Genomic DNA, 25,800 nt, shown 5'->3' with positions numbered 1-25,800 from the left:
CCGGCGCGTCGCCGGGCGTGTCGCGCCCCGTCGGCCGGGCACGCCGCGTCGGTCCCCGAGGACGTCGGTGCCGCCACCTAGACTGAGCGCGTCGCGTCGGCGCCCTCCCGCAGTCCCGGGGGTGCAGCCGCCGGTCGCGGCGACAGGGGATGCGGGTCAGGAAGGTCGTGGAGTGTCAGGTCAGTTCGTCCATCTGCACAACCACACCGAGTACTCCATGCTCGACGGGGCGGCCAAGGTCGCGCCGCTCTTCGCCGAGGCCAAGCGCCTGGGCATGACCGCGATCGGCATGACCGACCACGGCAACATGTTCGGCGCCAGCGAGTTCTACAACGTCGCGAAGAAACACGACATCACGCCGATCATCGGCATCGAGGCGTACATCGCGCCCGGCTCGCGCTTCGACACCAAGCGCGTCCTCTGGGGCGACCGCGACCAGAAGTCCGACGACGTCTCCGGCTCGGGTGCCTACACCCACATGACGATGGTCGCCGAGAACGCGACCGGCCTGCGCAACCTCTTCCAGCTGTCGTCGCTCGCCTCGATCGAGGGCCAGCTCGGCAAGTGGTCGCGCATGGACGCCGAGCTCATCGCCGCGCACGCGTCGGGGATCATCGCGACCACCGGCTGCCCGTCGGGGGAGGTGCAGACCCGTCTGCGTCTCGGCCACGACCGCGAGGCACTCGAGGCCGCGGCGAAGTGGCAGGACATCTTCGGCAAGGAGAACTTCTACCTCGAGCTGATGGAGCACGGCCTCGAGATCGAGCGCCGCGTTCGCGACGGCCTGCTCGAGATCGGCCGCAAGCTCGGCATCAAGCCGATCGTCACCAACGACTGCCACTACGTGCACAAGTCCGACGCCGTCACGCACGAGGCGCTGCTGTGCATCCAGACCGGCAAGACGCTGTCGGACCCGACCCGGTTCAAGTTCGACGGCGACGGCTACTACCTGAAGTCCGCCGAGGAGATGCGCGCCCTCTGGGACGACGTCGTGCCCGGCGCGTGCGACACCACCGTGGAGATCGGCGAGCGCATCGGCGACTACTCCGAGGTGTTCACCCACCGTGACCGGATGCCGGTCTTCCCGGTGCCCGAGGGCGAGACGCAGGACAGCTGGTTGCGCCGTGAGGTCGCGACGGGTCTGACGCGCCGCTTCCCCGACGGCCCCGTCCCCGACGAGTACATCTCCCGCGCCGACTACGAGCTCGACGTCATCATCCAGATGGGCTTCCCGGCCTACTTCCTCGTCGTCGGCGACCTCATCCGGCACGCGCAGGAGGTCGGCATCCGCGTCGGCCCGGGCCGTGGGTCGGCGGCCGGGTCGCTGGTCGCCTGGGCGTTGGGCATCACCAACATCGACCCGATCCCGCACGGTCTGCTGTTCGAGCGGTTCCTCAACCCCGAGCGCGTGTCCATGCCCGACATCGACATCGACTTCGACGACCGCCGTCGCGGCGACATGGTGCGGTACGCGACGGAGCGGTGGGGCAGCGACAAGGTCGCCCAGGTCATCACCTTCGGCACCATCAAGACGAAGGCCGCGATCAAGGACTCGGCCCGCGTGCAGTTCGGGCAGCCCGGTTTCTCGATCGCCGACCGCATCACCAAGGCCCTGCCGCCGCCGATCATGGCCAAGGACATCTCGGTCAAGGGCATCACCGACCCCGACCACGAGCGATACGGCGAGGCCTCCGAGGTCCGCGGTCTCATCGAGACCGACCCCGACGTCAAGAAGATCTACGACACCGCACTGGGTCTCGAGGGCCTGATCCGCAACGCCGGCGTGCACGCCTGCGCGGTCATCATGTCCTCGGAGCCGCTGACCGACGCGATCCCGGTGTGGAAGCGCGCGCAGGACGGCGCCATCATCACCGGCTGGGACTACCCGTCGTGTGAGGCCATCGGCCTGCTGAAGATGGACTTCCTCGGTCTGCGGAACCTCACCGTCATCGGTGACGCGATCGAGAACATCAAGACCAACCGCGGCATCGACTTCGACATGGACGCGGCGCCCCTCGACGACCCGAAGACCTACGAGCTGCTCGCCCGCGGTGACACCCTCGGCGTGTTCCAGCTCGACGGCGGCGCCATGCGCGAACTGCTGAAGCGCATGCAGCCCACCGGGTTCGAGGACATCGTCGCCGTGCTCGCGCTGTACCGGCCCGGCCCGATGGGCATGAACGCCCACAACGACTACGCCGACCGCAAGAACGGGCGCCAAGAGGTCACGCCCATCCACCCCGAGCTCGCCGAGCCCCTGAAGGAGATCCTGGCCGACACCTACGGCCTGATCGTCTACCAGGAGCAGATCATGCAGATCGCGCAGAAGGTGGCCGGGTACTCGCTCGGACGCGCCGACATCCTGCGCCGCGCGATGGGCAAGAAGAAGGCCGAGGTCCTCGCCGCGGAGTTCGAGGGCTTCGAGGCCGGCATGAAGGCGAACGGGTTCTCCTCGCCCGCGATCAAGGCGCTGTGGGACACCATCCTCCCGTTCGCCGGGTACGCGTTCAACAAGTCGCACGCCGCCGGGTACGGGTTGGTGTCGTTCTGGACGGCGTACCTCAAGGCGAACTTCCCCGCCGAGTACATGGCCGGCCTGCTCACCTCCGTCGGCGACGACAAGGACAAGGCCGCCATCTACCTCGCCGACTGCCGTAAGCTCGGGATCACCGTCCTACCACCGGATGTCAACGAATCGCAGCGCAACTTCGCCGCCGTCGGCACCGACATCCGCTTCGGTCTGGCCGCGGTGCGCAACGTCGGCACCAACGTCGTCTCGGCCATCCTGCGGGCGCGCGACGAACGAGGGAAGTTCACCAGCTTCTCGGACTACCTCGGCAAGATCGACGTGACCGCCTGCAGCAAGAAGGTCACCGAGTCGCTCATCAAGGCAGGGGCGTTCGACTCGCTCGACCACCCGCGCAAGGGCCTGTTCCTCATCCACTCCGACGCCGTCGACGCCGTCCTCGGCACGAAGAAGGCCGAGGCCGTCGGCCAGTTCGACCTCTTCGGCGACGCCGGTGGCGACGACGCCGTCGTCGACGACGTCTTCGCGGTGAAGGTCCCCGACGAGGAGTGGGACACCAAGCACAAGCTCGCCCTCGAGCGGGAGATGCTGGGGCTCTACGTGTCCGGGCATCCGCTGGGCGGGATCGAACACATCATCTCGGCGCAGACCGACACCTCGATCACCAGCCTGCTCGAGGGCAACGTCCCCGACGGCGCGCAGATCGTGATCGGCGGCATCATCTCGGCGGTCACCCGACGCGTGAACAAGAAGGGTGAGCCCTACGCGGTCGTCACACTCGAGGACATGGTCGGTGGTGTGGAGGTGTACTTCTTCCCGCGCGCCTTCCAGGCCTACGGCATGGACATCACGCCCGACGCCGTCGTGCTCGTCAAGGCCCGCATCAACAAGCGCGACGACTCGACGATGATCAGCGCCAACGATCTCGCCGTGCCGGACCTGTCGCACGCGGGCGAGTCCCGTCCTGTGGCCGTCAGCATGTCGACGCGGCTGTGCACGCGGGACCGCGTCGGCGAACTGAAGCGAGTTCTCGCGCGGCACCCGGGTACCGCGGACGTGCACGTACGGCTCATCTCGGGGGACTCGACGACGTTGCTGCGTCTCGACGACACCTACCGGGTCACGCCGAGTTCGGCGCTGATGGGTGATCTCAAGGCGCTGCTCGGTCCGAGCTGCCTGGCCGGCTGACCCGCCCGCGCGGCGGCGCGGGCGTCAGGCGCGCAGGTGCGCGAGCCGCAGGCCCCACCAAGAGACGGTGGCGGAGGCGGTGGTGACCCACACGGTGAGTTCCGGCGACCGGGTGACGGTCAGGACCGCGGCCGCGACCACGAGCGCGACGAGCAGCGCATGGACCTTGTAGGCGGGCCACGGCACGCCTGCGACGTCGACGGACGGGACCGCGCGGACACCCTGCGTCGTCTCGATCGTCGTCATCGTCGCCTCCTGCCGCGTTCGAGGGCCGCCGTCGACGGGTATGGCACCGGAATGCCGGTGTTCCCGCCGCGTTGACCCCAGTGTAGGACAACCCGCGTCGAAAAGTTCGGTGCACCGAACTCTGGTGTCGCGGGCCACCGGACGACGAGAGGACGATCATGCCGTTGCAGGGTGAATATGCGCCGAGCACCAGTGACTGGGCACGCGAGCAGGCCGAGAAGATCGAGGCGTCGGGCGGCACCGAGGGAACCGACATGAACGGCATGCCGGTCGTGCTCCTCACGACCGTCGGCAACAAGAGCGGGAAGCTCCGCAAGACGCCGCTGATGCGCGTGGAGCACGACGGGAAGTACGCGGTCGTGGCGTCGCTCGGCGGCGCGCCCAACCACCCCGTCTGGTACTTCAACGTCGTCGCGAACCCCCACGTCGAGTTGCGCGACGGCGAGCAGGTGTTCGACATGGTCGCGCGCGAGGTGTTCGGCGGCGAGAAGGCGCAGTGGTGGGAGCGGGCTGTCGAGGCCTACCCGCCGTACGAGGACTACCAGAAGAAGACCGACCGGGAGATCCCGGTGTTCGTCCTGGAACCTGCCGTCGCGGAGTGAGGCAGGATCCCACCGTCGACGGATGAGACGATGGGACGCGTGAGCACAGCGACGCGACAGGAGACCGGCGACGGCGTCGACGGCGGCGCCCGGTTGACGGCCGCCGACGTCCGGGCCGCCGCGGTCCGCGTCCGTGACGTCGTCGACCGCACGCCGTTGCAGCGCAACACGCGGCTCTCCCGCGCGACGGGCGCGTCGGTGCTGGTGAAGCGCGAGGACCTGCAGACGGTCCGGTCGTACAAGATCCGGGGCGCCTACAACACGATGGCGCAGTTGTCGGCCGAGGAACTCGCCGCGGGCGTCGTCGCGGCCAGTGCCGGCAACCACGCGCAGGGAGTGGCCTACGCGTGTCAGGCGATGGGCGTGCAAGGTCGCATCTACGTCCCCACCACCACCCCGAAGCAGAAGCGCGACCGTATCGGGTGGCACGGGGGAGACGCCGTCGAGCTGATCCCGGTCGGCGACACCTATGACGCCGCCGCAGCAGCGGCTCAGGCCGACATGCTGCGCACCGGCGCCACGTGGATCCACGCCTTCGACGACGTCCGCACCGCCGCCGGACAGGGCACCATCGCGGCCGATATCCTCGACCAGCTCGGCTCCGCGCCGGACGTCGTCGTCATCCCCGTCGGCGGCGGTGGCTGTCTCGCCGGGATGGCGACGCTGCTGCGCGACGCCCATCCGGATGTCGTGATCGTCGGCGTCGAGCCCGCCGGGGCGGTGTCGTTGTCGGCGGCGCTCGTGCACGGGGGTCCGGTCACCCTCGGTGACATCGACCCGTTCGTCGACGGTGCCGCGGTCAAGCGCGTCGGCAGCGTCGTCGTCGACGCCCTGGCGCCGATGGCCCCCACCGTCGCGGCACATCCCGATCTGCCCGCCTCGGCGACCGTCCAGCCCGCCGAGCGTGTCCTGGCGCCGGGGTCGACACACATCGTCCACGTCGACGAGGGTGCGCTGTGCTCGACGATGCTCGAGCTGTACCAGGACGACGGCATCATCGCCGAGCCCGCAGGCGCGCTGTCCGTCGCCGCGCTCGAACACCTTGCGCTGCAACCGGACTCGACGGTGGTGTGCCTGCTGTCGGGCGGCAACAACGATGTCTCGCGCTACGGCGAGATCATCGAGCGCTCACTGGTGCACAAGGGACTCAAGCACTACTTCCTGGTCGACTTCCCGCAGGAGCCGGGTGCGCTGCGGGGATTCCTCGACGAGGTGCTCGGACCCGATGACGACGTCACCCTGTTCGAGTACGTCAAGCGCAACAACCGGGAGACCGGAGCGGCGCTGGTCGGCATCGAGTTGGGTTCGGCTGACAGCCTGCCGTCGCTGTTGGACCGCATGAACGCGTCCCGGCTCGGCGTCGAGCGGCTTGAACCCGACTCACCGGCCTATCGCTACCTGACCTGACCTGAATCGAGTCTCGACCCGCGTCGAGTGGGCGCTTCCCGACGTTCGTTGGGCGTTTCCGGACGCCGACTGGGCGGTTCCGGACGGGCGGAGCGACCCGACCGCCCACTCGACGTCGGTAACCGCCCACTCGACGAGTGATCATGGGCGGTTCGGCGGGACCCGTCAGGCGTGGGCGGGCGCGAGGATGTCGGCGACGATCTGGTGGGACTCCAACCGCGCATCGAAGTCGGCCAGCATCGAGCTGACCATGATCTCCTGCACGCCGGTCGACTCGACCAGGGCGCCGATGTCGTCGGCGACGCGCTGACGACCGCCGACGATCCACGCCGACGCGGAGTCGCCGATCGCGGCCTCCTGCATCGGGGTGAGCGGCTCGGCGAGGGCCTGCGCGACGGTGGGGTACCGGCCGGGGCGGGAGCCGTCGCGCAGTCGGGCCATCGCCAACCGGTGCGGCGCGGCCTGCTGCCGCGCGGCCTCGTCGTCGGCGGCCGCGACGACGGTGACGGTCAGCATGGCGTACGGCTCGTCGAGGACGCCGGGCCGGAAGCTGTCGCGGTACACCGCGAGCGCGTCGTACGTGGCGGCCGGGGCGAAGTGCCGGGCGAACGCGAACGGCAACCCGAGCAGCCCGGCGACCTGCGCGCTGTAGGTCGACGACCCGAGCATCCACATCTGCACGGCCGCACCCTCGCCGGGGACGGCGGTGATGGCGGAGTAGGGGTGCTCCGGCGGGAACTGGCCCGCGAGGAACGCGCGTAGCTGTGCGAGTTCCTGGGGGAAGTCGTCGGCGGAGAGGTTCGCGGCACGCCGCAGCGCGTGTGCGGTCACCTGGTCGGTACCGGGTGCACGTCCGATGCCGAGGTCGATGCGATCGGGGAACAGCGCGTCGAGGGTGCCGAACTGTTCGGCGACGACGAGCGGGGCGTGGTTCGGGAGCATGATGCCGCCGGAGCCGACGCGGATGGTCTCGGTCGCGCGGGCGACCTGGCCGATCATGACCGCCGGGCTGGAGCTGGCGATGCCCGGCATGTTGTGGTGCTCGGCCAGCCAGAACCGGCGGTACCCCAGCTGTTCGGCCGCGACGGCCAGCGCGATCGACTGGTTCAGGGCTTCCGAGACCGACGACCCGTCGACGACGGGCGCGAGATCGAGGACGGAGAACGACACACTCATACCGGAGACAACACCTCCGCTTGAACCGATATTTCGGTTCTCAGGGTACGAGCCGACGCCCGACGACGACGTTGTGGCCGGGGGAGGAGATGCCGGACTCCGACACCTCGACCGCCTCCCACGCCAGCAGCGGCTCCACCGGGATCGGCACGGACGTCGGGCCGTCGCCGAGGACGCAGATCGTGCTCACCGCACCGCGGTGCAGCGCGAACCACCCGCGTTCGACGTCGTAGGACGCCGAGAGCGTGTCCCACCGGTCGTCGGTGAGGTCGGGCACGGACCGCCGCAGGGCGATCAGCGCGCGGTAGAAGTCGAGCAGGCGAGCCTGGTGCGGCTGCGCGGGCTCCGACCAGTCGAGCTTCGACCGCAGGAACGTCTCGGGGTCCTGCGGGTCGGGGATCTCCGCGGCGTCCCATCCGTGGTCGGCGAACTCGGCCTTGCGGCCCTCGGCGGTGGCCTTCCCCAGCTCCGGCTCGGGATGAGAGGTGAAGAACTGGAACGGCGTCGTCGCGCCCCACTCCTCGCCCATGAACAGCATCGGGGTGTACGCCGACGTGAGGATCAATGCCGCCTTGATCGCCAATTGGCCGTAGTCGAGATATGCCGACGGACGGTCGCCGATCGCGCGGTTGCCGATCTGGTCGTGATCGCACGTGTAGACGACCATCTGCGACGGCGCGACCCGCTCCGGATCGATCGGTCGGCCGTGCCGACGGCGTCGGAACGACGAGTACGTCATCGCGTGGAAGAACCCGCGCGTGAGTGCGGTCGCGAGGCAGTCGAGGCTGCCGAAATCGCCGTAGTAGCCCTGGCGTTCGCCCGACACCGTCGTGTGGACGGCGTGGTGGACGTCGTCGTCCCACTGCGCGGCGAGACCGTAGCCGCCGTCGCGCCGCGACGTGACCAGCCTCGGGTCGTTCAGGTCGCTCTCGGCGATGAGCGACAACGGACGTCCCAGCGCGGTCGCCAGGGCGTCCGTCGCGACCGCGAGCTCCTCCAGCAGGTGGATCGCGGTGTGGTCGACGAGGGCGTGCACGGCGTCGAGCCGGAGACCGTCGACGTGGAAGTCGCGCATCCACCGCAGCGCGTTGTCGATGATGTGGGCGCGCACGGCGTCGGAGTCGGCCTGGTCGAGGTTGAGCGACTGACCCCAGGTGTTGGCGCCCTCGGTGAGGTAGGGGCCGAAGCGGGGCAGGTAGTTCCCCGACGGCCCGAGGTGGTTGTAGACGACGTCGAGGATCACGCCGATGCCGGCGGCGTGCGCGGCGTCGACGAACCGCCGGAAACCGTCCGGCCCGCCGTAGGGTTCGTGCACCGCGTACCAGGCGACGCCGTCGTAGCCCCAGTTGTGCACGCCGTTGAACCCGTTGATCGGCATCACCTCGACGAACTCGACGCCGAGGTCGACGAGGTGGCCCAGGCGGTCGATCGCGGCGTCGAACGTGCCGTCGGGGGTGAACGTCCCGATGTGCATCTCGTAGATCACCGCGCCGGCGATCGGCCGGCCCGCCCACGCCTGGTCGCTCCATCCGAACGCGGTGGGGTCGTCGAGCGCGCCCGCGGAGTGCACCCCCTCGGGGAGTCGGGGTGCACGAGGGTCGGGGAGGACGTCGTCGTCGGAACCGTCGAGGACGTAGCCGTATCGGCCGGAGCCCGGTTCGACGTCGGCGACGGCGCTCCACCACTGGCCGTCGCGCGCCATCGGGGTGACGGTGCCGTCGTGCCACAGCCCGACGCTCTCCGCCGTAGGTGCCCACACCGAGAACGTCTGCTGCGTCACCAGCTCAGCCTACGGAGCGGTGGGTACCCCCGCGCGGCGGGACGTGGGCACGCCGCGCGGGGGTGGTCGGGTCCGGGGCGCTCAGTCGCCGAGGCGCGCGCCGGTGTCCGCCGCGAACATGTGCACGGTGGGATCGGTCTGCCGGAACCGCACCTGCTCACCGAGTTTCGCCGGCGCGCGATGCGGCGTGCGTGCCACGAGGGTGACGGGTCCACCGTCGAGCGTGCGGACCGCGTGGTCGTCGACGGTGGCGTACACGTAGGTCTCGCTGCCCAGTTCCTCGAGCAGGGCGACGGTCGCGGGAATGCCCTGACCGTCGTCGGACAGGCCCAACGCCTCCGGCCGCACACCGACCAGGACCTCGGTCGCGCCGGCGCGGTCGGCGGCGGCGAGGGCGGTCCGCTCGATCGCGAGGGTGGCCCCGCCGACGGAGACACCGCCGTCGGTCAGCGGCGCCGAGAACAGGTTCATCGCCGGGGAGCCGATGAAGCCCGCCACGAACGCGTTGACGGGGCGGTCGTAGAGCTCGGTGGGGGTGCTGAACTGCTGAAGCTTGCCGTCGCGCAGCACGGCGACGCGGTCGCCCATCGTCATCGCCTCGACCTGGTCGTGGGTGACGTAGACGGTCGTCGTACCGAGTCGCCGTTGAAGAGCGGCGATCTGGGTGCGGGTCTGCACGCGCAGCTTGGCGTCGAGGTTGCTCAGCGGCTCGTCCATGCAGAACACCTGCGGCTCACGGACGATCGCGCGGCCCATGGCCACGCGCTGGCGCTGACCACCGGACAGCTTGCCGGGCTTGCGGTCGAGATAGTCGGTGAGGTCGAGCAGCTTGGCCGCCTCGGCGACCTTCTGCTTGCGCTCCTCGACGCCGAAACCGCGCATCTTCAGCGCGAAACCCATGTTCTCGCCGACGGTCTTGTTCGGGTACAGCGCGTAGTTCTGGAACACCATCGCGATGTCCCGGTCCTTGGGTGCGACGCCGACCATGTTCGTGCCGCCGATCGTGATCGCGCCGCTGTCGATCTCCTCGAGGCCGGCGAGCATGCGCAGGGCGGTGGACTTGCCCGAGCCGGACGGGCCGACGAGGACGACGAACTCGCCGTCGGCGATGTCGAGGTCGAGGGAGTCGACGGCGAGTCGGTCGGCGCCGGGGTAGACGCAGCAGGCCTTGTCGTAGGTGATGGAAGCCATGGTGTTCTCCTGTGTGCGTGAGGGTCTGGGGTGTGTGGGGCTACTTGATGGCGCCGAAGGACAGGCCGCGGACCAACTTGTTCTGCGCGATCCAACCGGCGATCACGACGGGGAGTGCGGCGAGCACCGAGGCGGCGGACAGTTGGGCCCAGAACAGTCCCTGTCCGGACATGAAGCCGGTCAGGAACACCGGCATCGTCTGCGCGTTGACCGCGGTCATGTTGACCGCGAAGAAGAACTCGTTCCACGAGAAGATGACGCAGATCAGTGCGGTGGCGGCGATCCCGGGGGAGATCAGCGGGAGGATCACCTCGCGGACCGACGTCCACAGGCTCGCACCGTCGATGCTCGCCGCCTCGAGGAGTTCCTTGGGTACCTCGAGGAAGAACGACCGCATCATCCACACCGCGATGGGCAGGTTCATCGCCGTGTACAGGATCACCAGCGTCCAGATGTTGTCGAGCATCCCGATCTTCCCGACGATCACGTAGAGCGGGATGATCGCGGCGACGATCGGGAGCATCTTCGTGCTGAGGAAGAAGAACAGCGCGTCGGAGGTCTTGCGGACCGGACGCAGCGACAGCGCGAACGCCGCCGGGACGCCGAGCAGCAACACCAGGATCGTCGACGCGACCGTCGCGAACACCGAGTTGAGCAGCGGCGTGGCGATCCCGGCATCGAAGACGTTGCGGAACTGTTCGAGCGTCGGGGTGAAGAGGAACGTCGGCGGGTTGGTGTTGGCGTCGGCCTCTTTCTTGAACGCGGTCAACACCATCCACAGCACCGGGAAGAAGAACCCGATCGAGATGATCCACGTGAAGGCGGTCAACAGTCCGCCCCGTGGGTTGCGTCGGCGGCGGATGACCGGCGTCGGCGCGCTGTCGGTGGTGACCGGGCGGGTCGGGGTCGTGGTGGCCATCAGACCGCCTCCTGCGTTCCGTCGAAGGACTTGAAGATGAGTCGCAGGGCGAGCGTCGCGACGACGATCGTCCCGATGACGGTGACGACGCCCATGGCGGCGGCCTGGCCGATGTCGAAGCCGAGGAACGCGCGCTGGTAGATGTAGAACGGCAGGTTCGAGCTCGCGACACCCGGTCCGCCCGAGGTCATCATGTAGACCGCGTCGAAGGTGTTGACGAGGTAGATGGCGCCGAGGACGGTGCCGAGCTCGATGAACCGGCGCAGGTGCGGCAACGTCAGCTCGCGGAACAGTCGGAAGCTGGTGGCGCCGTCCACCTTCGCGGCCTCCGCGATGTCCTTGGGCATCGACTGCAGGCCGGCGAGGATGAGCAACATCATGAACGGCGTCCACTGCCACACCAGTTCACCCATCACGCTGGCCAGCGGGTGCTCGCTGAGCCAGTCGGTCTGGACACCGAACGGGCTGAGGAAGTAGTTGAGCAGGCCGCTGGTGGGGGAGAGGAGGCTGGTCTTGAACAGCAGCGCCGAGGCGACCGGTGTGACCAGGAACGGCGTGATCAGCAGTGTGCGGACGACGCTGCGGCCGACGAACTTCCGGTCCAGCAGCAGCGCGAAGACCAGCCCGAGGACGACCGAGATGATCACCGTGCCCACGATGAGGAACACCGTGTTGAGGGTGACCGTCCAGAACTGCCTGTCCTTGAAGACCTCGACGTAGTTGTTCAGCCAGTTGAACTGTCGCGAGCCGGGGCGCACCAGGTTCCACGACTGGGTCGAGTAGTACAGCGTCACCAGGAAGGGGATCTGGGTGACGACGACCATGAAGATCAGTGCCGGCAGCAGCGGTCCCCGTCGTCGCCATCCCTCGGCGCGCGAGATGTGGTCGCGACCGGAGGTGATCGGTGCCCGGTCGCTGGGCGCCGGGGCGTCAGGGTCGACGAGTGCGGTGGCCACGGGTCACCTCTCCTTCTTGTAGGTGTCGCCGACTGCCTCGGCGTACGTCTGGGACTGCTTCAGCGCGTCGTCGACGCTGATCTGACCGGCGATCGCGGCGCTGATCTGTTGGCTGACGCGGGTTCCGAGGTCCTGGAACTCCGGGATCGCCAGGAACTGGACCCCGGTGTAGGGCACCGGTTGCAGCGACGGCTTCAGCTGGTTCGCGGCGGTCATCGCCGACAGTGTGGGCTCGGCGTAGGCCTGCGACACCGCCGTGTAGGCGGGCAGCTGGTAGGTCGAGAGCCGGCTGCCGGGTGGGACGTGGCTGGCACCGAGGGCGTCGGCGACGTGGGCGATGTACTTCTTGTCCGTCATCCAGTTGATGAACTTCCAGGCGTCGTCCTTCTTCGTGCTGCTGGACGGGATGCCGAGCGACCAGGTGTACAGCCATCCGTTGTCGCCCTTGGCCATGCTCGGCGCCTGTGCATAGCCGACGTCGCCGGCGATCGTCGACGTGTCGGGGCTCTCCAGCACCGAGACGGCCGAGGTGGCGTCGTACCACATCGCGGTCTGCCCCTGCGACAACAGGTTCCCGCACTCCTGGAAGCCCGACGACGCCGCGCCGGGCTCGCCGACCTGTCGGACGGTGTCGACGTAGAACTGCACTGCGGCCTTCACCTGCGGGCTGGTGAGCTGCGCGTTCCAGTTCTCGTCGTACCAGCGGCCGCCGAAGGCGTTGATGACGGTGTCGAGCGGTGCGAGGACCTCGCCCCAGCCGGGCTTGCCGCGCAGGCAGATCCCCGAGACACCGGGCTTGTCGAGCTTGCGGGCGGCCTCGGCGACCTGCGGCCAGGTGGGCTTGTCGGGCATGGTGACGCCGGCCGCGGCCAGCATCTTCTTGTTGTACATGAGGAACGACGACTCACCGTAGAACGGCGCCGAGTACATCCCGCCCCTGTAGGACAGGGCGTCCTTGAGGGTCGGGATGAAGTCGTCGGCGTCGTAGCCCGGGGTGCGGTCCATGTAGGGCGACAGGTTCACCAGCCACCCGTTCTGCGCCCACATCTGCGTCTCGTAGTTGCTGATCATCACCACGTCGAACTCGCCGCCGCCGGTCGACACCGATGCGGTGATCTTGGCGCGGGCCTCGTTCTCCGACAGCGTGACGAACTTGAGCTTCACGCCGGGGTTCTGTTGCTCGAACTGCCCGGACAGCGAGATCGCGTCCTTCATCTGCGAGTTCGAGACCAGCGCGATGGTGACGGCGTCACCGCCGCCGTCGGTGAACGACCCTGCGCCGGCGCAGGCCGTCGCGGTCAGCGCCGTGGTGACCAGCGCGGTGATGCCGGCGAGCAGACGCCGGCGGGGGGAGCGGATCACTGGTCCGCCTTTCTCTTCGGGGTGGTGGCGAGGGCGGGTTCCTGACCCGCGAGCCAGGTGGCGCAACCGATGTCGGTGACGAGGACGGTCGCCAGACCGCCACGCAGTGCGCCGAGGATCGACTCGTACCGGGGCGGCCCGCCGGACAGCAGGATGGTGGTGGGGCAGGCGCGGACGACGTCGAGTCCCACCGAGACGGTGCGCCCGGTGAGGCTGGAGACGACGGGACGACCTCCGGCGTCGTAGAAGTGGCCACCGATCTCCCCGACGGCCCCGAGGTCGGCGAGCTCGTCGAGGACGGCGGCGTCGACGAACGCACCGGCGAACAGCGTCCCCGACGTGGAGACGGTGCCGACGCCGAACATCATCACGTCGGATTCCCGTGCGGCGGTGAGTGCCTGGGACACGATGGAGTCCGCCTCGAGCGCGGAGACCGTGCCGGTGTCGGCGTAGAGCGGTGCGGTCAGCCGCAGGGGCCGGGCCGAGAGTCGTTGTGCGCAGCCGGTGAGGATGCGTTCGACACCGGTCTGGTAGTCGGTGGTCGAGACCGAGCCGTCCATCTGCACCACCCGCAGACACGACGCCGACCGTCCGCCGAGGGCGTCGGCGACGGCGACCGTCTCGGGTCCCCAGGTGAACCCGAGCGTGTCCGGCGGGGTGAGGCGTCGGGTGAGCACGGACGCGCCGGCGCGGCCCAGGGCCGCGTACCCACCCCGTGAGCCGTCGACCTCGTCGTCGATGACGAGCACCTCGTCGAGGGAGAAGCGCCGCTCGAGTTCGCGCTCGAGCTCGGTGTGCACCGAGTCCGACAGGTGCGGGGGCACCTCGACGACGATCCGCACCAGACCCTGCGCCCGGGCGCGGGCGACGAGACGTCCCGCGGTCGGTCGGGAGACCCCCAGGCGTGCGGCGATCTCGGCCTGGGTCGCGCCCTCGAGGTGGTACATCGTGGCGGCACGCACGAGCAGACGCAGGTCCTGTGCGGAGTCGTCCGGCACGGTGCCTCCTCGTCGTCGAGGTGTGAGCAGATGCTCACTGGTCGGGCATGTGCTCAGTACGCTAGCATCCTGAGTGTGACGCAGACAACAGTTGGCCCGTCGCAGTCGACGGGCTCACAGAGCACCCGGAGCACGATGCGAGCAGCGGTGCTCACGGAACCGGGCCGGATCGCCGTGGAGGACCGCCCGGTGCCGACGCCCGCGGCGGGTGACGTGCTCGTCGAGGTGACGGCGGTGGGGGTGTGCGGGTCGGACGCGCACTACTACCGCGAGGGACGCATCGGGGACTTCGTCGTGGAGGCGCCGCTCGTCCTCGGCCACGAGGCGGCCGGGCGCATCGTCGCCGTCGGGGCGGGGGTGGACGGCGGCCGCGTCGGTGAACGCGTCTCGATCGAGCCGCAACGCCCGGATCCGTCGTCGGCGGAGACCCTGCGCGGCGACTACAACCTCTGCCCGCACATGCGCTTCTACGCGACACCGCCGGTCGACGGCGCCCTCTGCGACTACGTGACGATCGGGTCCGCGTTCGCCCACCCCGTGCCGGACTCCGTGTCGGACACCGCTGCAGCACTGTTGGAGCCGACCTCGGTCGCGGTCGCGACGTTGCGCAAGGCGGGCGTCGGTGCGGGGTCGTCGCTGCTGATCGCCGGCGCCGGACCGATCGGCCTGATGTGCGCGCAGGTCGCCCGCGCGATGGGTGCGACGCGGATCGTCGTCTCGGACCCCGACGACCGACGCCGGGGGAACGCCCCGCGCTTCGGTGCCACCGAGGCCATCGCGCCGGACGCCGTACGCGAGGTCGACCCGGTCGACGCCTTCGTCGACGCCTCGGGCGCACCGCCGGCGATCGTCGACGGGATGCGTCGGGTGCGTCCGGCGGGCCGCGTCGTGCTGGTGGGCATGGGGCCCGACACCGTCGCTCTGCCCCTCGGGGTGATCCAGAACCGCGAGCTCGTCGTGACCGGCGTGTTCCGCTACGCAAACACCTGGCCCGCGGCGATCGCCCTCGCCGCCTCCGGCCGGATCGATCTCGACGGCATGGTCACGGGACGGTTCCGGTTGGCGGAGACGGCGCAGGCGCTCGACGCCGACCGCGTCCCGGGCAGCATCAAGGCCGTGATCGACGTGGCAGGAGACCGGGGATGAGCGAGACGACCACGCAGACGGCCCGCGGGTGGGCGGATTCGACGCCGCCGTACCCCCGCCACGACGTCGCGCCCGGTATCGTGCACATCGGCGTCGGCGGGTTCCACCGCGCACACCAGGCCATGTACGTCGATCGCCTGCTCCGGGCGGATCCGCAGGCCCCGTGGACGATCTGCGGGGTGGGTGTCCTGCCGGGGGATCGTCGCATGCGGGACGCCCTCGCCTCGCAGGACCACCTGTACACGCTGACGCTGAAGCATCCCGACGGTGCGGTCGAGACCCACACCATGGGCGCGATCGTCGACTTGCTCGTCGCCCCCGACGATCCCGCCGCGGTGATCGAGGCGATGGCCGCGCCGACGACGAAGATCGTGTCGCTCACGATCACCGAGGGCGGGTACAACATCTCCTCGACGACCGGGGAGTTCGCCCTCGACGACCCCGCCGTCGTCGCGGACCTCGCACCGAACGCCGTGCCCCGTACGGTGTTCGGACTCGTCGTCGAGGCGCTGCGACGACGTCGGGAGCGGGGCGCCACGTCGTTCACGCTGATGTCGTGCGACAACATCCCCGGCAACGGCGACATGGCGCGGGGCGTGTTCACCACGTTCGCGCGGGCGGTCGACCCGGGCCTCGCCGAGTGGATCGACCTGCACACCACCTTCCCCAACAGCATGGTCGACCGGATCACGCCCGCCACGCCGCCGGACCTCGCGGCCGAGGTGCGTGGGCGGACCGGCATCGTCGATGCCTGGCCGGTGGTGGCCGAGCCGTTCACCCAGTGGGTGCTCGAGGACGACTTCGTCGACGGTCGACCGGCGTTCGAGGACGTCGGGGTGCAGATGGTCGCCGACGTCGAACCGTACGAGCTGATGAAGCTGCGACTGCTCAACGCCGGACACCAGACCCTGTGCTACGCCGGGTATCTGCTCGGATACCGGGCCGTCGCCGACGCGACCCGAGACCCGCTGATCGCGGGTCTGCTGCGGGCCTACATGCAGACCGAGGGGCGGCCGAGCCTCCCGCCGGTGCCCGGTGTCGACCTCGACGAGTACATCGACACGCTGATCGAGCGGTTCTCCAACGACGCGATCGGGGACACCGTCGCCCGACTGTGCGCCGAGTCGTCAGATCGCATCCCCCAGTGGATGGTCCCGGTCGTCCGGGAGAGGCTCGCCGCGGGCGGCTCGGTCGACATCAGCGCCGCGGTCATCGCGACCTGGACGCGATACGCGGAAGGCGTCGACGAGGACGGTACGCCTATCGACGTCGTCGACCGGCGTGCGGAGCAGCTGACCCCGCTCGCGCGGGACAGCCGCGACGACCCGCGGGCGTTCGTCGGCGTGCGTGACCTCTTCGGTGACCTCGTCGACGATCCGCGCTTCATGGATCCCTACACGCGGGTTCTGACGTCGTTGCGCCAGAACGGAACCCGAGCGACCCTCGAGGGGCTCCTTCGCGACCGCTGACCCGGGGCACTCCGCCGACCGTGCCGAAACTCCCCGCCGAGTGGGCCGATGATCGCCGCCGAGTGTGCTCACAACCCCTCGCCGAGTGTGCGAAAACCCCTCGCCGAGCGTGCACCAGATGCCGCCGAGCGGGCAGAACATGCACACCGAGCGTGCACATCGTCATGTGGGCGAACGATCTGATGCACGCTGCGCGCGATCTACTGCACGCTCGGCGAGTCGTTTTGGCACGCTCGGCGAGGGGTTGTGAGCACGCTCGGCGAGGTGGGCGCCCGTCAGATGCCGTAGAGCGTGGCGCGCGCCTCGCGGTAGCGCTCGATGACGGCGGGGTCCTCGTCGGCCTCGACGGTCTCGGTGACGGGCGCGGCCCACTCCGGCGGGTTCTCGGCACCCGACAGTGCCCACGCGGCCTGACGGGCGGCACCGTCGGCGACGTACTCGCCGGGTGCCGGCACCGCGACGGGCAGGCCGAACACGACGGGCGCGATCGCCCGCACCGCCTCCGATCGCACGCCCCCGCCGACGAGCAGGATGCGACGTGCCTGGACCCCGCAGCCGCGGATGTAGTCCAGGCCGTCGCGCAGGGAGCACAGCAGGCCCTCGACGGCCGCCCGGGCGATGAGGTCCGGTCGCGCGGTCCGCAGGGTCAGCCCGCTCAGACTCGCCTGTGCGGTGGGCAGATTCGGCGACCGCTCGCCCTCGAAGTAGGGGACCATCACGACGCCCTCCGCCCCCGACGGTGCGCCGAGGGCCAACGCGGCGAGGCGATCGAGGTCGACGCCCAGCATCGCGGCGGTCGAGGAGAGGACAGGTGCACCGTTGAGCGTGCACACCAACGGCAGGTGGCGTCCGGTGGCGTCGGCGAAGCCTGCCACGTAGCCGGATCCGTCGTGCGTCGGCGTCCCCGACACCGCCGACACCACCCCCGACGTGCCGAGGGACACGACGATGTCGCCGGGTCGCGCCCCGACGGCCAGTGCCGCGGCCGCGTTGTCGCCGGCGCCCGGCGCGATCCGCGCGCCCGCCGACGTCTCGCCGACGACCTCGGTGGGACCCGCCACCCGGGGCAGCCTGGGGTCGCGATCGCGGAACGCCATCCGCAGCAGCTCACGGTCGTAGTCGCCGCTCGCTGCCGCGAAATATCCGGTGCCGCTGGCGTCACTGCGATCGGTGGTCACCGCGGCGACGTCGTCGCCGCCGCCCAGTCGCCACGACAACCAGTCGTGCGGCAGGCAGACGGCGGCGGTCCTGTCCGCGGAGTCCGGCTCGGCATCGGCCAGCCACCGCAGCTTCGACGCGGTGATCGACGCGACCGGCACAACCCCCACGCGATCGGCCCAGGCCTGACCGCCGCCGAGCTCGTCGACGAGTGCGGACGCGGCGTCGGCCGAGCGGGTGTCGTTCCACAGCAGCGCATCCCGCACGACGGCACCGCCCTCGTCCAGGCACACCATCCCGTGCTGCTGCGCGCCGACCGCGAGAGCGGCGACGTCGTCGAGGCCACCGGCGTCGCCGATCGCGGTCTGCAGTGCATCCCACCAGCGGTCGGGGTGGATCTCGGTCCCGTCGGGGTGCGACGCCCGCCCGGACCGGATCAGCGTGCCGTCGTCGGCGTCGCGGACCACCACCTTGCACGACTGGGTCGACGAGTCGATCCCTGCCACCAGCGTCATCGCCGGGTCACCTCGCTGCGTCACGCTCCAGCACGGTCACCGGAACTGCTCCGACCGCCAGTGTGCCCGAGACGATCTCGCCCGTGTCCCGATCGCGCCACTCGGCCGAGCCGAGATCGACCGTCGCGTCCGACCCGGGCCGTGTGGCCACGACGACCGCGACCCGCGGGACGTCGTCGTCGGTGGCCGTGAACGCGACGACGCGACGTGCGTCGGGGCCGGTCACCGGCAGCGGGTTGTGGCCGTGCGCGCACACGAATGCGCCGGCGTTGGCGCGTCGTGCCGCGAGCGCCTGCCGCACGACGGCGACCTTCGGATGATCCGTGGACGCCGACCAGTCGATCGCCCGACGGTTGTCGGGATCGACGAGGGAGTCCTCGAACCACTCGGTGCCCTGGTAGACGTCGGGGATCCCGGGCGTCAGCAGCGACAACCCCTTGTGGGCGAGCAGCATCCACTCCGTCTCGTCCCGGGTGTCCGCGACCAGCTGCGCGATCTCGGCGCCGACCGGTCCGTCGACCACGGCGTCGATCCACCGGTGCACGGCGCCCTCCGCGTCGCTGTCGACCGACGTCCACGTCGTGATGAGCGAGGCCTCGCGGATCGCCTTCGTGGCGTACTCGTGCAACCGTGTGCGCACGGACTCGTCGGGGGATCCCGAGGCCGGCCAGACGCCGATGATGTTCTGCAGCAGGAACAGTCCGGTCACCCCGTCGGGTGGCGGCGTCTGCGACCGCATCGTCGCCACCAGGCCGCGCCACCGACCTGGATGGGCGGTGAGCGCGATGATGCGCGTGCGGACGTCCTCACCGCGCTTCGTGTCGTGGGTCGACGACGTCGTCATCGACCGCGGGAAGTCCGCCGATCGCGTCGCCACGCGGGAGTGGTACTCGTCGACGGTCACCCCGAACCGTCCGGGGTCGCCACCCACCTCCTGCAGCGCGACGAGACGTGCGGTCCGGTAGAAGAGGTTGTCCTCCACGCTCTTCGCGGTCGTCGCCCCGCACACCTGCGCCAGCCGGATCGCCGGTTCGCCGTCCTCGAGGACCGTCGCGCGCAGCAGTCCGACCGCGGCGGCGAGATCCGGGCGCGCAGCACGCACGGCGTCGAGCGTCTCCGACAGCAGCCCCGCGAGGATCGGGTAGTCGGCGCGGTAGACCCCCAGCTGCCCGATCACCTCCGCGAGCGTGTCGTCGAGTTCGGCCTGGGGCACCGCGGTGGGATCGACCTCGCCGGCGTCGCGCGCCGCCAGCCGGATCGCGCGCGACAACCGCGCCCGCTCGGCCGGGAAGAGCTCGTCCAGCGTCGCCCGCTTCCGGTCGTGTTCGGCGTCGTGCAACCAGGCCGCGTCCCCGGTGTTCCCGGTGACGTCGCGGTGCACGGAGGTGAACACGTCCTCGGACGAGGGATCCACGAAAACCCCGTCGATCCACCGCAGTGCGTCGTACCCGGTGGTGCCGTCGACGGGCAGGACGGGGTCGAGGGCCTCGTCGGTGCCGAGGATCTTCTCGACCCACAGGAAACGCTCGTCACCGATGTCGGCGCGGAGGCGTGTCAGGTACCCCACGGGGTCGACGAGACCGTCGGGATGGTCGACGCGGATGCCGTCGACGAGGTCCTCGGCGACGAGCTGGTGCACCATGGCGTGCGTCGCGGCGTAGACGGAATCGTCCTCCTGCCGGAGGCCGGCGAGGCCGTTCACCGCGAAGAACCGTCGGTAGCCGATGATCCCGGAATCCCAGGGCACCAGTCGATATGCCTGTGCGGCGTGCGCCGCGGCGGGATCGTCGGTCGGCGTGCCCGGCGCCAGTGGGAAACGGTGTTCGTAGAAGACCAGTTCCTCTGCACGCGCGTCGATCTCGAGTGCGGCCACGTCATCGGCCGAGCCGAGCACGGGGAGGGCGATCTTCCCGTCGGCGCCGTTGTCGGTGTCCCAGTCGATGTCGAAGAAGTGCGCGAACTCCGACGCCGCACCCTGGGCCAGCACGTCCCACCACCAGGCGTTCTGACGCGGGTCCTCGACGCCGGTGTGGTTGGGCACGATGTCGACGACGACGCCCAGACCCCGCTCGGCGGCCGCGCGGCGCAGGCTGCGAAGACCGTCGATCCCTCCCAGCACCGGTGCGACGGCGACCGGCGGGATCCAGTCGTAGCCGTGCGTCGAGCCCGCGGCGGCCGTGTTGATGGGTGAGAGGTACAGGTGACTGACCCCCAGCGAGGCGATGTGGTCGAGCACCGATTCGGCGTCGGCGAACGTGAAGTCCGCGGTCAGCTGCAGGCGGTAGGTGGCGACGAGCGGTGGGCGGATGGGTGCGTCCACCCCGTCACGCGACCTTGCGGAGCACGAGCACCGACCGGTCACGCACCACGACGGTGCCACCCGAGTCCGCGGTCACGTCCGTGTCGCCGACGGGACTCGCGGTGTCCAGCACGCCCTCCCACTGCGAGCCGTAGTAGCTCGACGGGAGCACGAAGTCGAGCGGCTCGTAGTGGGCGTTGAAACAGAGCAGGAACGTGTCATCGACGACGAGCCGCCCGCGGATGTCCTTCTCGTTGATGCCGTCGCCGTTGAGGTACACCGCGAGGCTCTTGCCGAACCCGGAATCCCAGTCGGCGGGCGTCATCTCGGTCCCGCCCGGCGTCAGCCACGCGATGTCGCGGGCCTCCTCGCCGGTCCGGATCGGGCGGCCCACGAAGAAGCGGCGGCGACGGAACACCGGGTGCTTGCCCCGCAGGGCGAACACACGACGGGTGAAGGTGAGCAGGTCGGCGTTCTTCTCCGCCCGCGTCCAGTCCATCCACGACAGCGGGGAGTCCTGGCAATAGACGTTGTTGTTGCCGAGCTGCGTCCGGCCGATCTCGTCGCCGTGGGCGATCATCGGGGTGCCCTGGCTCAGCGCGAGCGTCGCGAGGATGTTGCGCTGCTGGCGCTGCCGCAGGGCCTCGATCTGCGGGTCGTCCGTCGGACCCTCGACACCGCAGTTCCACGACCGGTTGTGGCTCTCGCCGTCCCGGTTGTCCTCACCGTTGGCGTCGTTGTGCTTGTCGTTGTAGGACACCAGGTCCCGCAGGGTGAACCCGTCGTGGGCGATGACGAAGTTGATGCTCGCGCCCGGCCGGCGGCCGGTCGCCTCGTACAGGTCCGACGACCCGGTGAAGCGGGATGCGAACTCGCCCAGGGTCGACGGCTCGCCGCGCCAGTAGTCGCGGACCGTGTCGCGGTACTTGCCGTTCCACTCCGTCCACAGCCCCGGGAAGTTGCCGACCTGGTAGCCGCCCTCGCCGACGTCCCACGGTTCGGCGATCAGCTTGACCTGACTGACGACCGGGTCCTGCTGGACGAGGTCGAAGAAGGCCGACAGCTTGTCGACGTCGTGCAGCTCGCGCGCGAGGGTCGACGCGAGGTCGAAGCGGAACCCGTCGACGTGCATCTCGAGCACCCAGTACCGCAGCGAGTCCATGATCAGCTGCAGCGTGTGCGGGTGGCGCACGTTGAGGCTGTTGCCGGTGCCCGTGTAGTCCATGTACATCTCGGGCTGGCCGTCGACGAGCCGGTAGTACGCGGCGTTGTCGATGCCGCGCATGCAGATCGTCGGACCGAGGTGGTTGCCCTCGGCGGTGTGGTTGTAGACGACGTCGAGGATGACCTCGATGCCGGCCTCGTGGAACGTGCGCACCATCGCCTTGAACTCGGTCACCGCGCTGCCGGCACGTCCGGTCGAGGAGTAGTCGGCGTGCGGCGCGAGGAACCCGAAGCTGTTGTACCCCCAGTAGTTCCGCAGCCCCTTGTCGAGCAGGGTCTGGTCCTGCAGGAACTGATGCACCGGCATCAGCTCGATCGCGGTCACGCCCAGCTCGGTGAGGTGGTCGATGATCGCCGGGTGCGCGAGACCGGCGTAGGTGCCGCGCAGGTGCTCGGGCACCTCGGGGTGCGTGGCGGTCATGCCCTTGACGTGGGCCTCGTAGATCACCGTCTCGTGGTACGGCCGGTTCGGCGCACGGTCGTGCTGCCAGTCGAAGAACGGGTTGATGACGACCGACGACATCGTGTGGCCCAGCGAGTCGAGCCCGGGCATGCCCGGGACCGTCGCGTCGTCGGAGGAGTCGATCGCGGCGAGCTCGGCCGACAGGTCCTCCTCCTCGGCGCTGCGCACCAGGGGCTCGTCGGGATGCACGACCGCCTCGACCTCGGCCGCGTCGGCGGACTCGGTCGGGGCCGGCTCCGCGACCGGCGTGGGGGCGGCCGGTTCCGCGTCGGCGGGCTCGTCGCCGGGCAGCTCGATCGGGTAGGAGTACAGCGACCGGTCGCCGTCGAACTCACCGGCGAACGCCTTGCCGTAGGGGTCGACGAGGAGCTTCGACGGATCGCACCGCAGACCCCGGGCGGGGTCGTAGGGGCCGTGGACGCGGAACCCGTAGCGCTGGCCGGGCGCGACCGACGGCAGGTAGCAGTGCCACACGAACCCGTCGACCTCGTCCATCCGCACGCGGGTCTCGCTGCCGTCCTTGCCGATCAGGCAGAGGTCGACGCCGTCGGCCACCTCGGAGAACACCGAGAAGTTGGTCCCCGCCCCGTCGTAGGTCGCGCCGAGGGGGTAGGGCGTGCCGGGCCACACCTCGAGCGTCTCCGGTGCGATGGCAGGGGTGGTGTCGTCGACGGGGTCGCCGCCGGTGGTGTCGGGATCCGTCGTCATTCCCGCGCTCGAGACGTCATGGGACGACCCTATCGGCAGCGGGGGCTGCGCTCATCCCGACCGCGCGGCGTCACAGCCCTCCGGCGACCGCGCACGCGGGAGCGATCAGGCCCAGGGGAGGGCGAGCTGCATCTGCCGCTGCAGCTCGGGGGCCAGGCTGCGGACGAACGTCGCGCTCAGGTGGTGCCAGTCGTGGTAGACGGTGATGTTGCCGATGACCGCCGGGCAGAACGTGTCGGTGCACCAGCCCCGCGACAGGTCGATCGGGTGCAGGTTCGGGAACTGCGCGACGAGGTCGTCGGTCAGGTTCCTCGGCCCGTAGCTCGAGGCGCGGTCACTGCCGCACGACTTCGCGTCGCCGCCGTCGGCCAGACACGTCGGCGTGTCGATCGGCCCCTTCGCGTTGTGCGGCCACACCGAGTCGCGGACCCCGAGGACGGGGATGTTCGCGTCGTGGAAGCGCTGGAAGATGCCGATGTAGTCCGGCGGCACCCAGTCGTCGGTGATCCCGTACCGCGGTCGCGTCGAGTTCGTGAACACCGCGTCGGGACGGGTCGCGACGATGCGGTCCATCACGCGACGCACCCAGTCGGCGCACTGCGGATAGGGCACGCCGTCGGACGTCGGGTTGGGGTCCGTCGACAGCGGGCAGCCCATCTTCAGGTAGGTGACGACCTTGAAGTCGTTCTGCTTCCCCAGGATGTCCAGCGCGGAGATCCAGTACTCGGCGTGCGACCCGCCGGCCAGCGCGATGGTGCGCGTGGCGTTCGGGTTGCCGTACACCCCGACGTGGATCGCGGGGTCGGTGAAGCTCGAGATGTGCCCGTTGTACGACGTCTCGGGGAGGTCCTTCAGGACCTCGAGCGCGCTCGGCACGGCGTCGACCTTGGGCACCGGGGCGCCGTCGAGGAAGGCCCGCGCACCGGGGTAGATCTTCGGGTCCAGGTTCGTCGTGTCGACGACGATGCCGTCGACGTGACGTTGCCAGGCGGTGATCCCCACGCCGGTGGCCAGCGAGCCGACGATGAGCAGGATGGTGAGCACGCCGGCGTAGCCGGGGGCGGCGAACCGCGGTCGCGGACGACGCCGCGGCAGCGCGGGGTCGCCGAGGGTCTCGGCGGTCGCGGCACCGTCGGCGTGAGAGTGGTCGGCGACGCGGTGCCGACCACCGGACGGGGCGGCTGCAGCCGACCGTGGCGCCCGCAGCGGGTCCTCGACGTACCGCTTGGTCAGCCACGCCAGCGCGAGGGACACCGCGATCAGCCCGACGCCCTCCACGAACGCGGCGTGGTTCTTGTCCCGCCAGGCCAGATAGAAGATCAACAGCGGCCAGTGCCACAGGTACAGCGCGTAGGAGACCGACCCGAGCCACACCGGGAAGCGGCCGGCCAGGGCACGGTTCACGACCGGTTGGGGGACCTCGTCCCCGCGCTGCGTCGCGGTGGCGCCCGCCCAGATCAGCGCCAGCGTCGCCAGCACGGGGACGAGTGCCATCGGCCCGGGGTACTCCTCGACGCCGACGATCCACCACCCGCAGGTGACGATCAGCGCGAGGGCGACCAGTCCCACCAGCGCACGGATCGCGTTCGGCACGCGGACCTTCGGCATCCACACCGCGAGCAGTCCGCCGGCCAGCGGCTCCCAGGTGCGGGAGATCGTGTCGTAGTAGTTGAACTGCTGGTTGACGCCCATGCGCATCTGCGCCCAGTAGAACGAGACGGCGGCGACACCGAGGATCGCGATCGACACGAGCGCGCGCAGCACGGTAGGACGGGTCAGCGCCGGGACCCAGCGCGACGCCAGCTTGACCACGCCGCAGAAGGCCAGCGCGGTGAGCATCGTGACGACGAAGAACTGACCCTGCACCGACATCGACCAGAGGTGCTGCAGCGGGCTGTTCGCGGAGCTCGCGGCCGTGTAGTCCTGGCTGTTGAAGGCCAGATGCCAGTTCTGGTAGTACAGCGCGCTCGCGATCACCTCGCGGCCGACCGAGACCCACCGGGTCTGGGGGAGCACGACGATCGTGAGAACCGTGATGGCCAGCAGCACGGTGACGAGCGCGGGCAGGAGGCGGCGGACGAGGCGCGTGAGCCGGGTCCGCGGGTCGACCGCCGCCCACAGCGACACCGTCGGCGTCTGGCTGAGAAGGACGTGCTTGAGCAGCGAGCCGACGAAGAAGTACCCCGACAGCGTGAGGAAGACGTCGACACCGCCGGAGACCCGGCCGAACCAGATGTGGAAACAGGCGACGAGGGCGATCGCGACGCCGCGGAGACCGTCGAGATCGACGCGGTAGGCGCCCGCGCGCTGTGCCCGAGGGGGCTGTGTCCGCTCCGTCGAGCGGGTCGGGGCGGTCACCACGTGCACGTAATCTACCGGCCATCTCCGGGAATTCCACGTTCACCACGCGTGCGCCGGTTCGACGACGGGCCGCGACCGACCCGATCGCGACCCCTGCGGCACCGG

Annotated in this window: 17 protein-coding genes; 5 read left to right on the top strand and 12 right to left on the bottom strand. The window is 69.9% G+C overall.

Going from position 1 to position 25,800, the window contains the following annotated elements:
* Window positions 1–172: 172 nt before the first annotated feature.
* Window positions 173–3,715 carry a DNA polymerase III subunit alpha gene (gene dnaE / locus LX12_RS18530; protein WP_253656070.1) on the top strand — a complete coding sequence of 1,181 codons (3,543 nt, stop codon included), beginning with the start codon at window positions 173–175 and terminating at the stop codon, window positions 3,713–3,715.
* Between the two features lie 24 nt (window positions 3,716–3,739).
* Here dnaE and LX12_RS18525 read toward each other — a convergent pair whose 3' ends face one another.
* Window positions 3,740–3,961, bottom strand: coding sequence for a hypothetical protein (locus LX12_RS18525; RefSeq protein ID WP_253656069.1), 222 nt, complete (start codon window positions 3,959–3,961; stop codon window positions 3,740–3,742).
* A 158-nt stretch (window positions 3,962–4,119) separates the two neighbouring features.
* On the opposite strand from LX12_RS18525, the gene LX12_RS18520 reads away from it, so the two are divergent.
* Window positions 4,120–4,563, top strand: a complete 444-nt coding sequence (locus LX12_RS18520) for a nitroreductase family deazaflavin-dependent oxidoreductase (protein WP_253656068.1) — start codon at window positions 4,120–4,122, stop codon at window positions 4,561–4,563.
* Between the two features lie 30 nt (window positions 4,564–4,593).
* Complete coding sequence (gene ilvA, locus LX12_RS18515) at window positions 4,594–5,970, top strand: threonine ammonia-lyase IlvA (RefSeq protein ID WP_372505090.1); 1,377 nt, start codon at window positions 4,594–4,596, stop codon at window positions 5,968–5,970.
* Between the two features lie 165 nt (window positions 5,971–6,135).
* Here ilvA and LX12_RS18510 read toward each other — a convergent pair whose 3' ends face one another.
* The 7 genes from LX12_RS18510 to LX12_RS18480 all read right to left on the bottom strand — a co-directional run bounded on the left by LX12_RS18510 (window position 6,136) and on the right by LX12_RS18480 (window position 14,352).
* Window positions 6,136–7,146: an LLM class flavin-dependent oxidoreductase gene (locus LX12_RS18510; protein WP_253656067.1), complete on the bottom strand. Its 1,011-nt coding sequence runs from the start codon at window positions 7,144–7,146 to the stop codon at window positions 6,136–6,138.
* 40 nt (window positions 7,147–7,186) lie between these two features.
* Window positions 7,187–8,926, bottom strand: a complete 1,740-nt coding sequence (treZ, locus tag LX12_RS18505) for a malto-oligosyltrehalose trehalohydrolase (protein ID WP_253656066.1) — start codon at window positions 8,924–8,926, stop codon at window positions 7,187–7,189.
* Between the two features lie 81 nt (window positions 8,927–9,007).
* Window positions 9,008–10,117: an ABC transporter ATP-binding protein gene (locus LX12_RS18500; protein WP_253656065.1), complete on the bottom strand. Its 1,110-nt coding sequence runs from the start codon at window positions 10,115–10,117 to the stop codon at window positions 9,008–9,010.
* Window positions 10,118–10,157: 40 nt separating this feature from the next.
* On the bottom strand, window positions 10,158–11,036 hold the full coding sequence (locus tag LX12_RS18495; RefSeq protein ID WP_253656064.1) for a carbohydrate ABC transporter permease: 879 nt from the start codon (window positions 11,034–11,036) through the stop codon (window positions 10,158–10,160).
* Window positions 11,036–11,992: a carbohydrate ABC transporter permease gene (locus tag LX12_RS18490; protein ID WP_372505089.1), complete on the bottom strand. Its 957-nt coding sequence runs from the start codon at window positions 11,990–11,992 to the stop codon at window positions 11,036–11,038. The genes LX12_RS18495 and LX12_RS18490 overlap by 1 nt, the downstream gene beginning before the upstream one ends.
* Before the next feature lie 3 nt (window positions 11,993–11,995).
* A complete protein-coding gene (locus tag LX12_RS18485; RefSeq protein ID WP_253656339.1) occupies window positions 11,996–13,351 on the bottom strand; it encodes an ABC transporter substrate-binding protein in 1,356 nt (451 codons plus the stop codon).
* Window positions 13,351–14,352 carry a sugar-binding transcriptional regulator gene (locus tag LX12_RS18480; RefSeq protein ID WP_308214036.1) on the bottom strand — a complete coding sequence of 334 codons (1,002 nt, stop codon included), beginning with the start codon at window positions 14,350–14,352 and terminating at the stop codon, window positions 13,351–13,353. The genes LX12_RS18485 and LX12_RS18480 overlap by 1 nt, the downstream gene beginning before the upstream one ends.
* A gap of 135 nt (window positions 14,353–14,487) precedes the next feature.
* Here LX12_RS18480 and LX12_RS18475 point away from each other — a divergent pair, with 135 nt between their 5' ends.
* Window positions 14,488–15,498 (top strand): NAD(P)-dependent alcohol dehydrogenase, encoded by a 1,011-nt coding sequence (locus tag LX12_RS18475; RefSeq protein WP_253656063.1) that lies wholly within the window; start codon window positions 14,488–14,490, stop codon window positions 15,496–15,498.
* Window positions 15,495–16,967: a mannitol dehydrogenase family protein gene (locus LX12_RS18470; RefSeq protein WP_253656062.1), complete on the top strand. Its 1,473-nt coding sequence runs from the start codon at window positions 15,495–15,497 to the stop codon at window positions 16,965–16,967. The genes LX12_RS18475 and LX12_RS18470 overlap by 4 nt, the downstream gene beginning before the upstream one ends.
* 275 nt (window positions 16,968–17,242) lie before the next feature.
* On the opposite strand, the gene LX12_RS18465 is transcribed toward LX12_RS18470, so the two are convergent.
* The 4 genes from LX12_RS18465 to LX12_RS18450 all read right to left on the bottom strand — a co-directional run bounded on the left by LX12_RS18465 (window position 17,243) and on the right by LX12_RS18450 (window position 25,692).
* Window positions 17,243–18,640, bottom strand: a complete 1,398-nt coding sequence (locus LX12_RS18465; RefSeq protein WP_253656337.1) for a xylulokinase — start codon at window positions 18,638–18,640, stop codon at window positions 17,243–17,245.
* A gap of 7 nt (window positions 18,641–18,647) precedes the next feature.
* Window positions 18,648–20,960, bottom strand: coding sequence for a malto-oligosyltrehalose synthase (gene treY / locus LX12_RS18460; RefSeq protein WP_253656061.1), 2,313 nt, complete (start codon window positions 20,958–20,960; stop codon window positions 18,648–18,650).
* A 4-nt stretch (window positions 20,961–20,964) separates the two neighbouring features.
* Window positions 20,965–23,334, bottom strand: a complete 2,370-nt coding sequence (gene glgX / locus LX12_RS18455) for a glycogen debranching protein GlgX (RefSeq protein WP_253656060.1) — start codon at window positions 23,332–23,334, stop codon at window positions 20,965–20,967.
* A gap of 105 nt (window positions 23,335–23,439) precedes the next feature.
* Window positions 23,440–25,692 (bottom strand): acyltransferase family protein, encoded by a 2,253-nt coding sequence (locus LX12_RS18450; RefSeq protein WP_253656059.1) that lies wholly within the window; start codon window positions 25,690–25,692, stop codon window positions 23,440–23,442.
* Window positions 25,693–25,800 lie beyond the last annotated feature (108 nt).

The organism is Williamsia serinedens (assembly GCF_024171725.1).
Taxonomy (GTDB): domain Bacteria; phylum Actinomycetota; class Actinomycetes; order Mycobacteriales; family Mycobacteriaceae; genus Williamsia_A; species Williamsia_A serinedens.
Note: the sequence above shows the minus strand (reverse complement) of the source record. Positions and strands in the feature narration are given on the sequence as shown.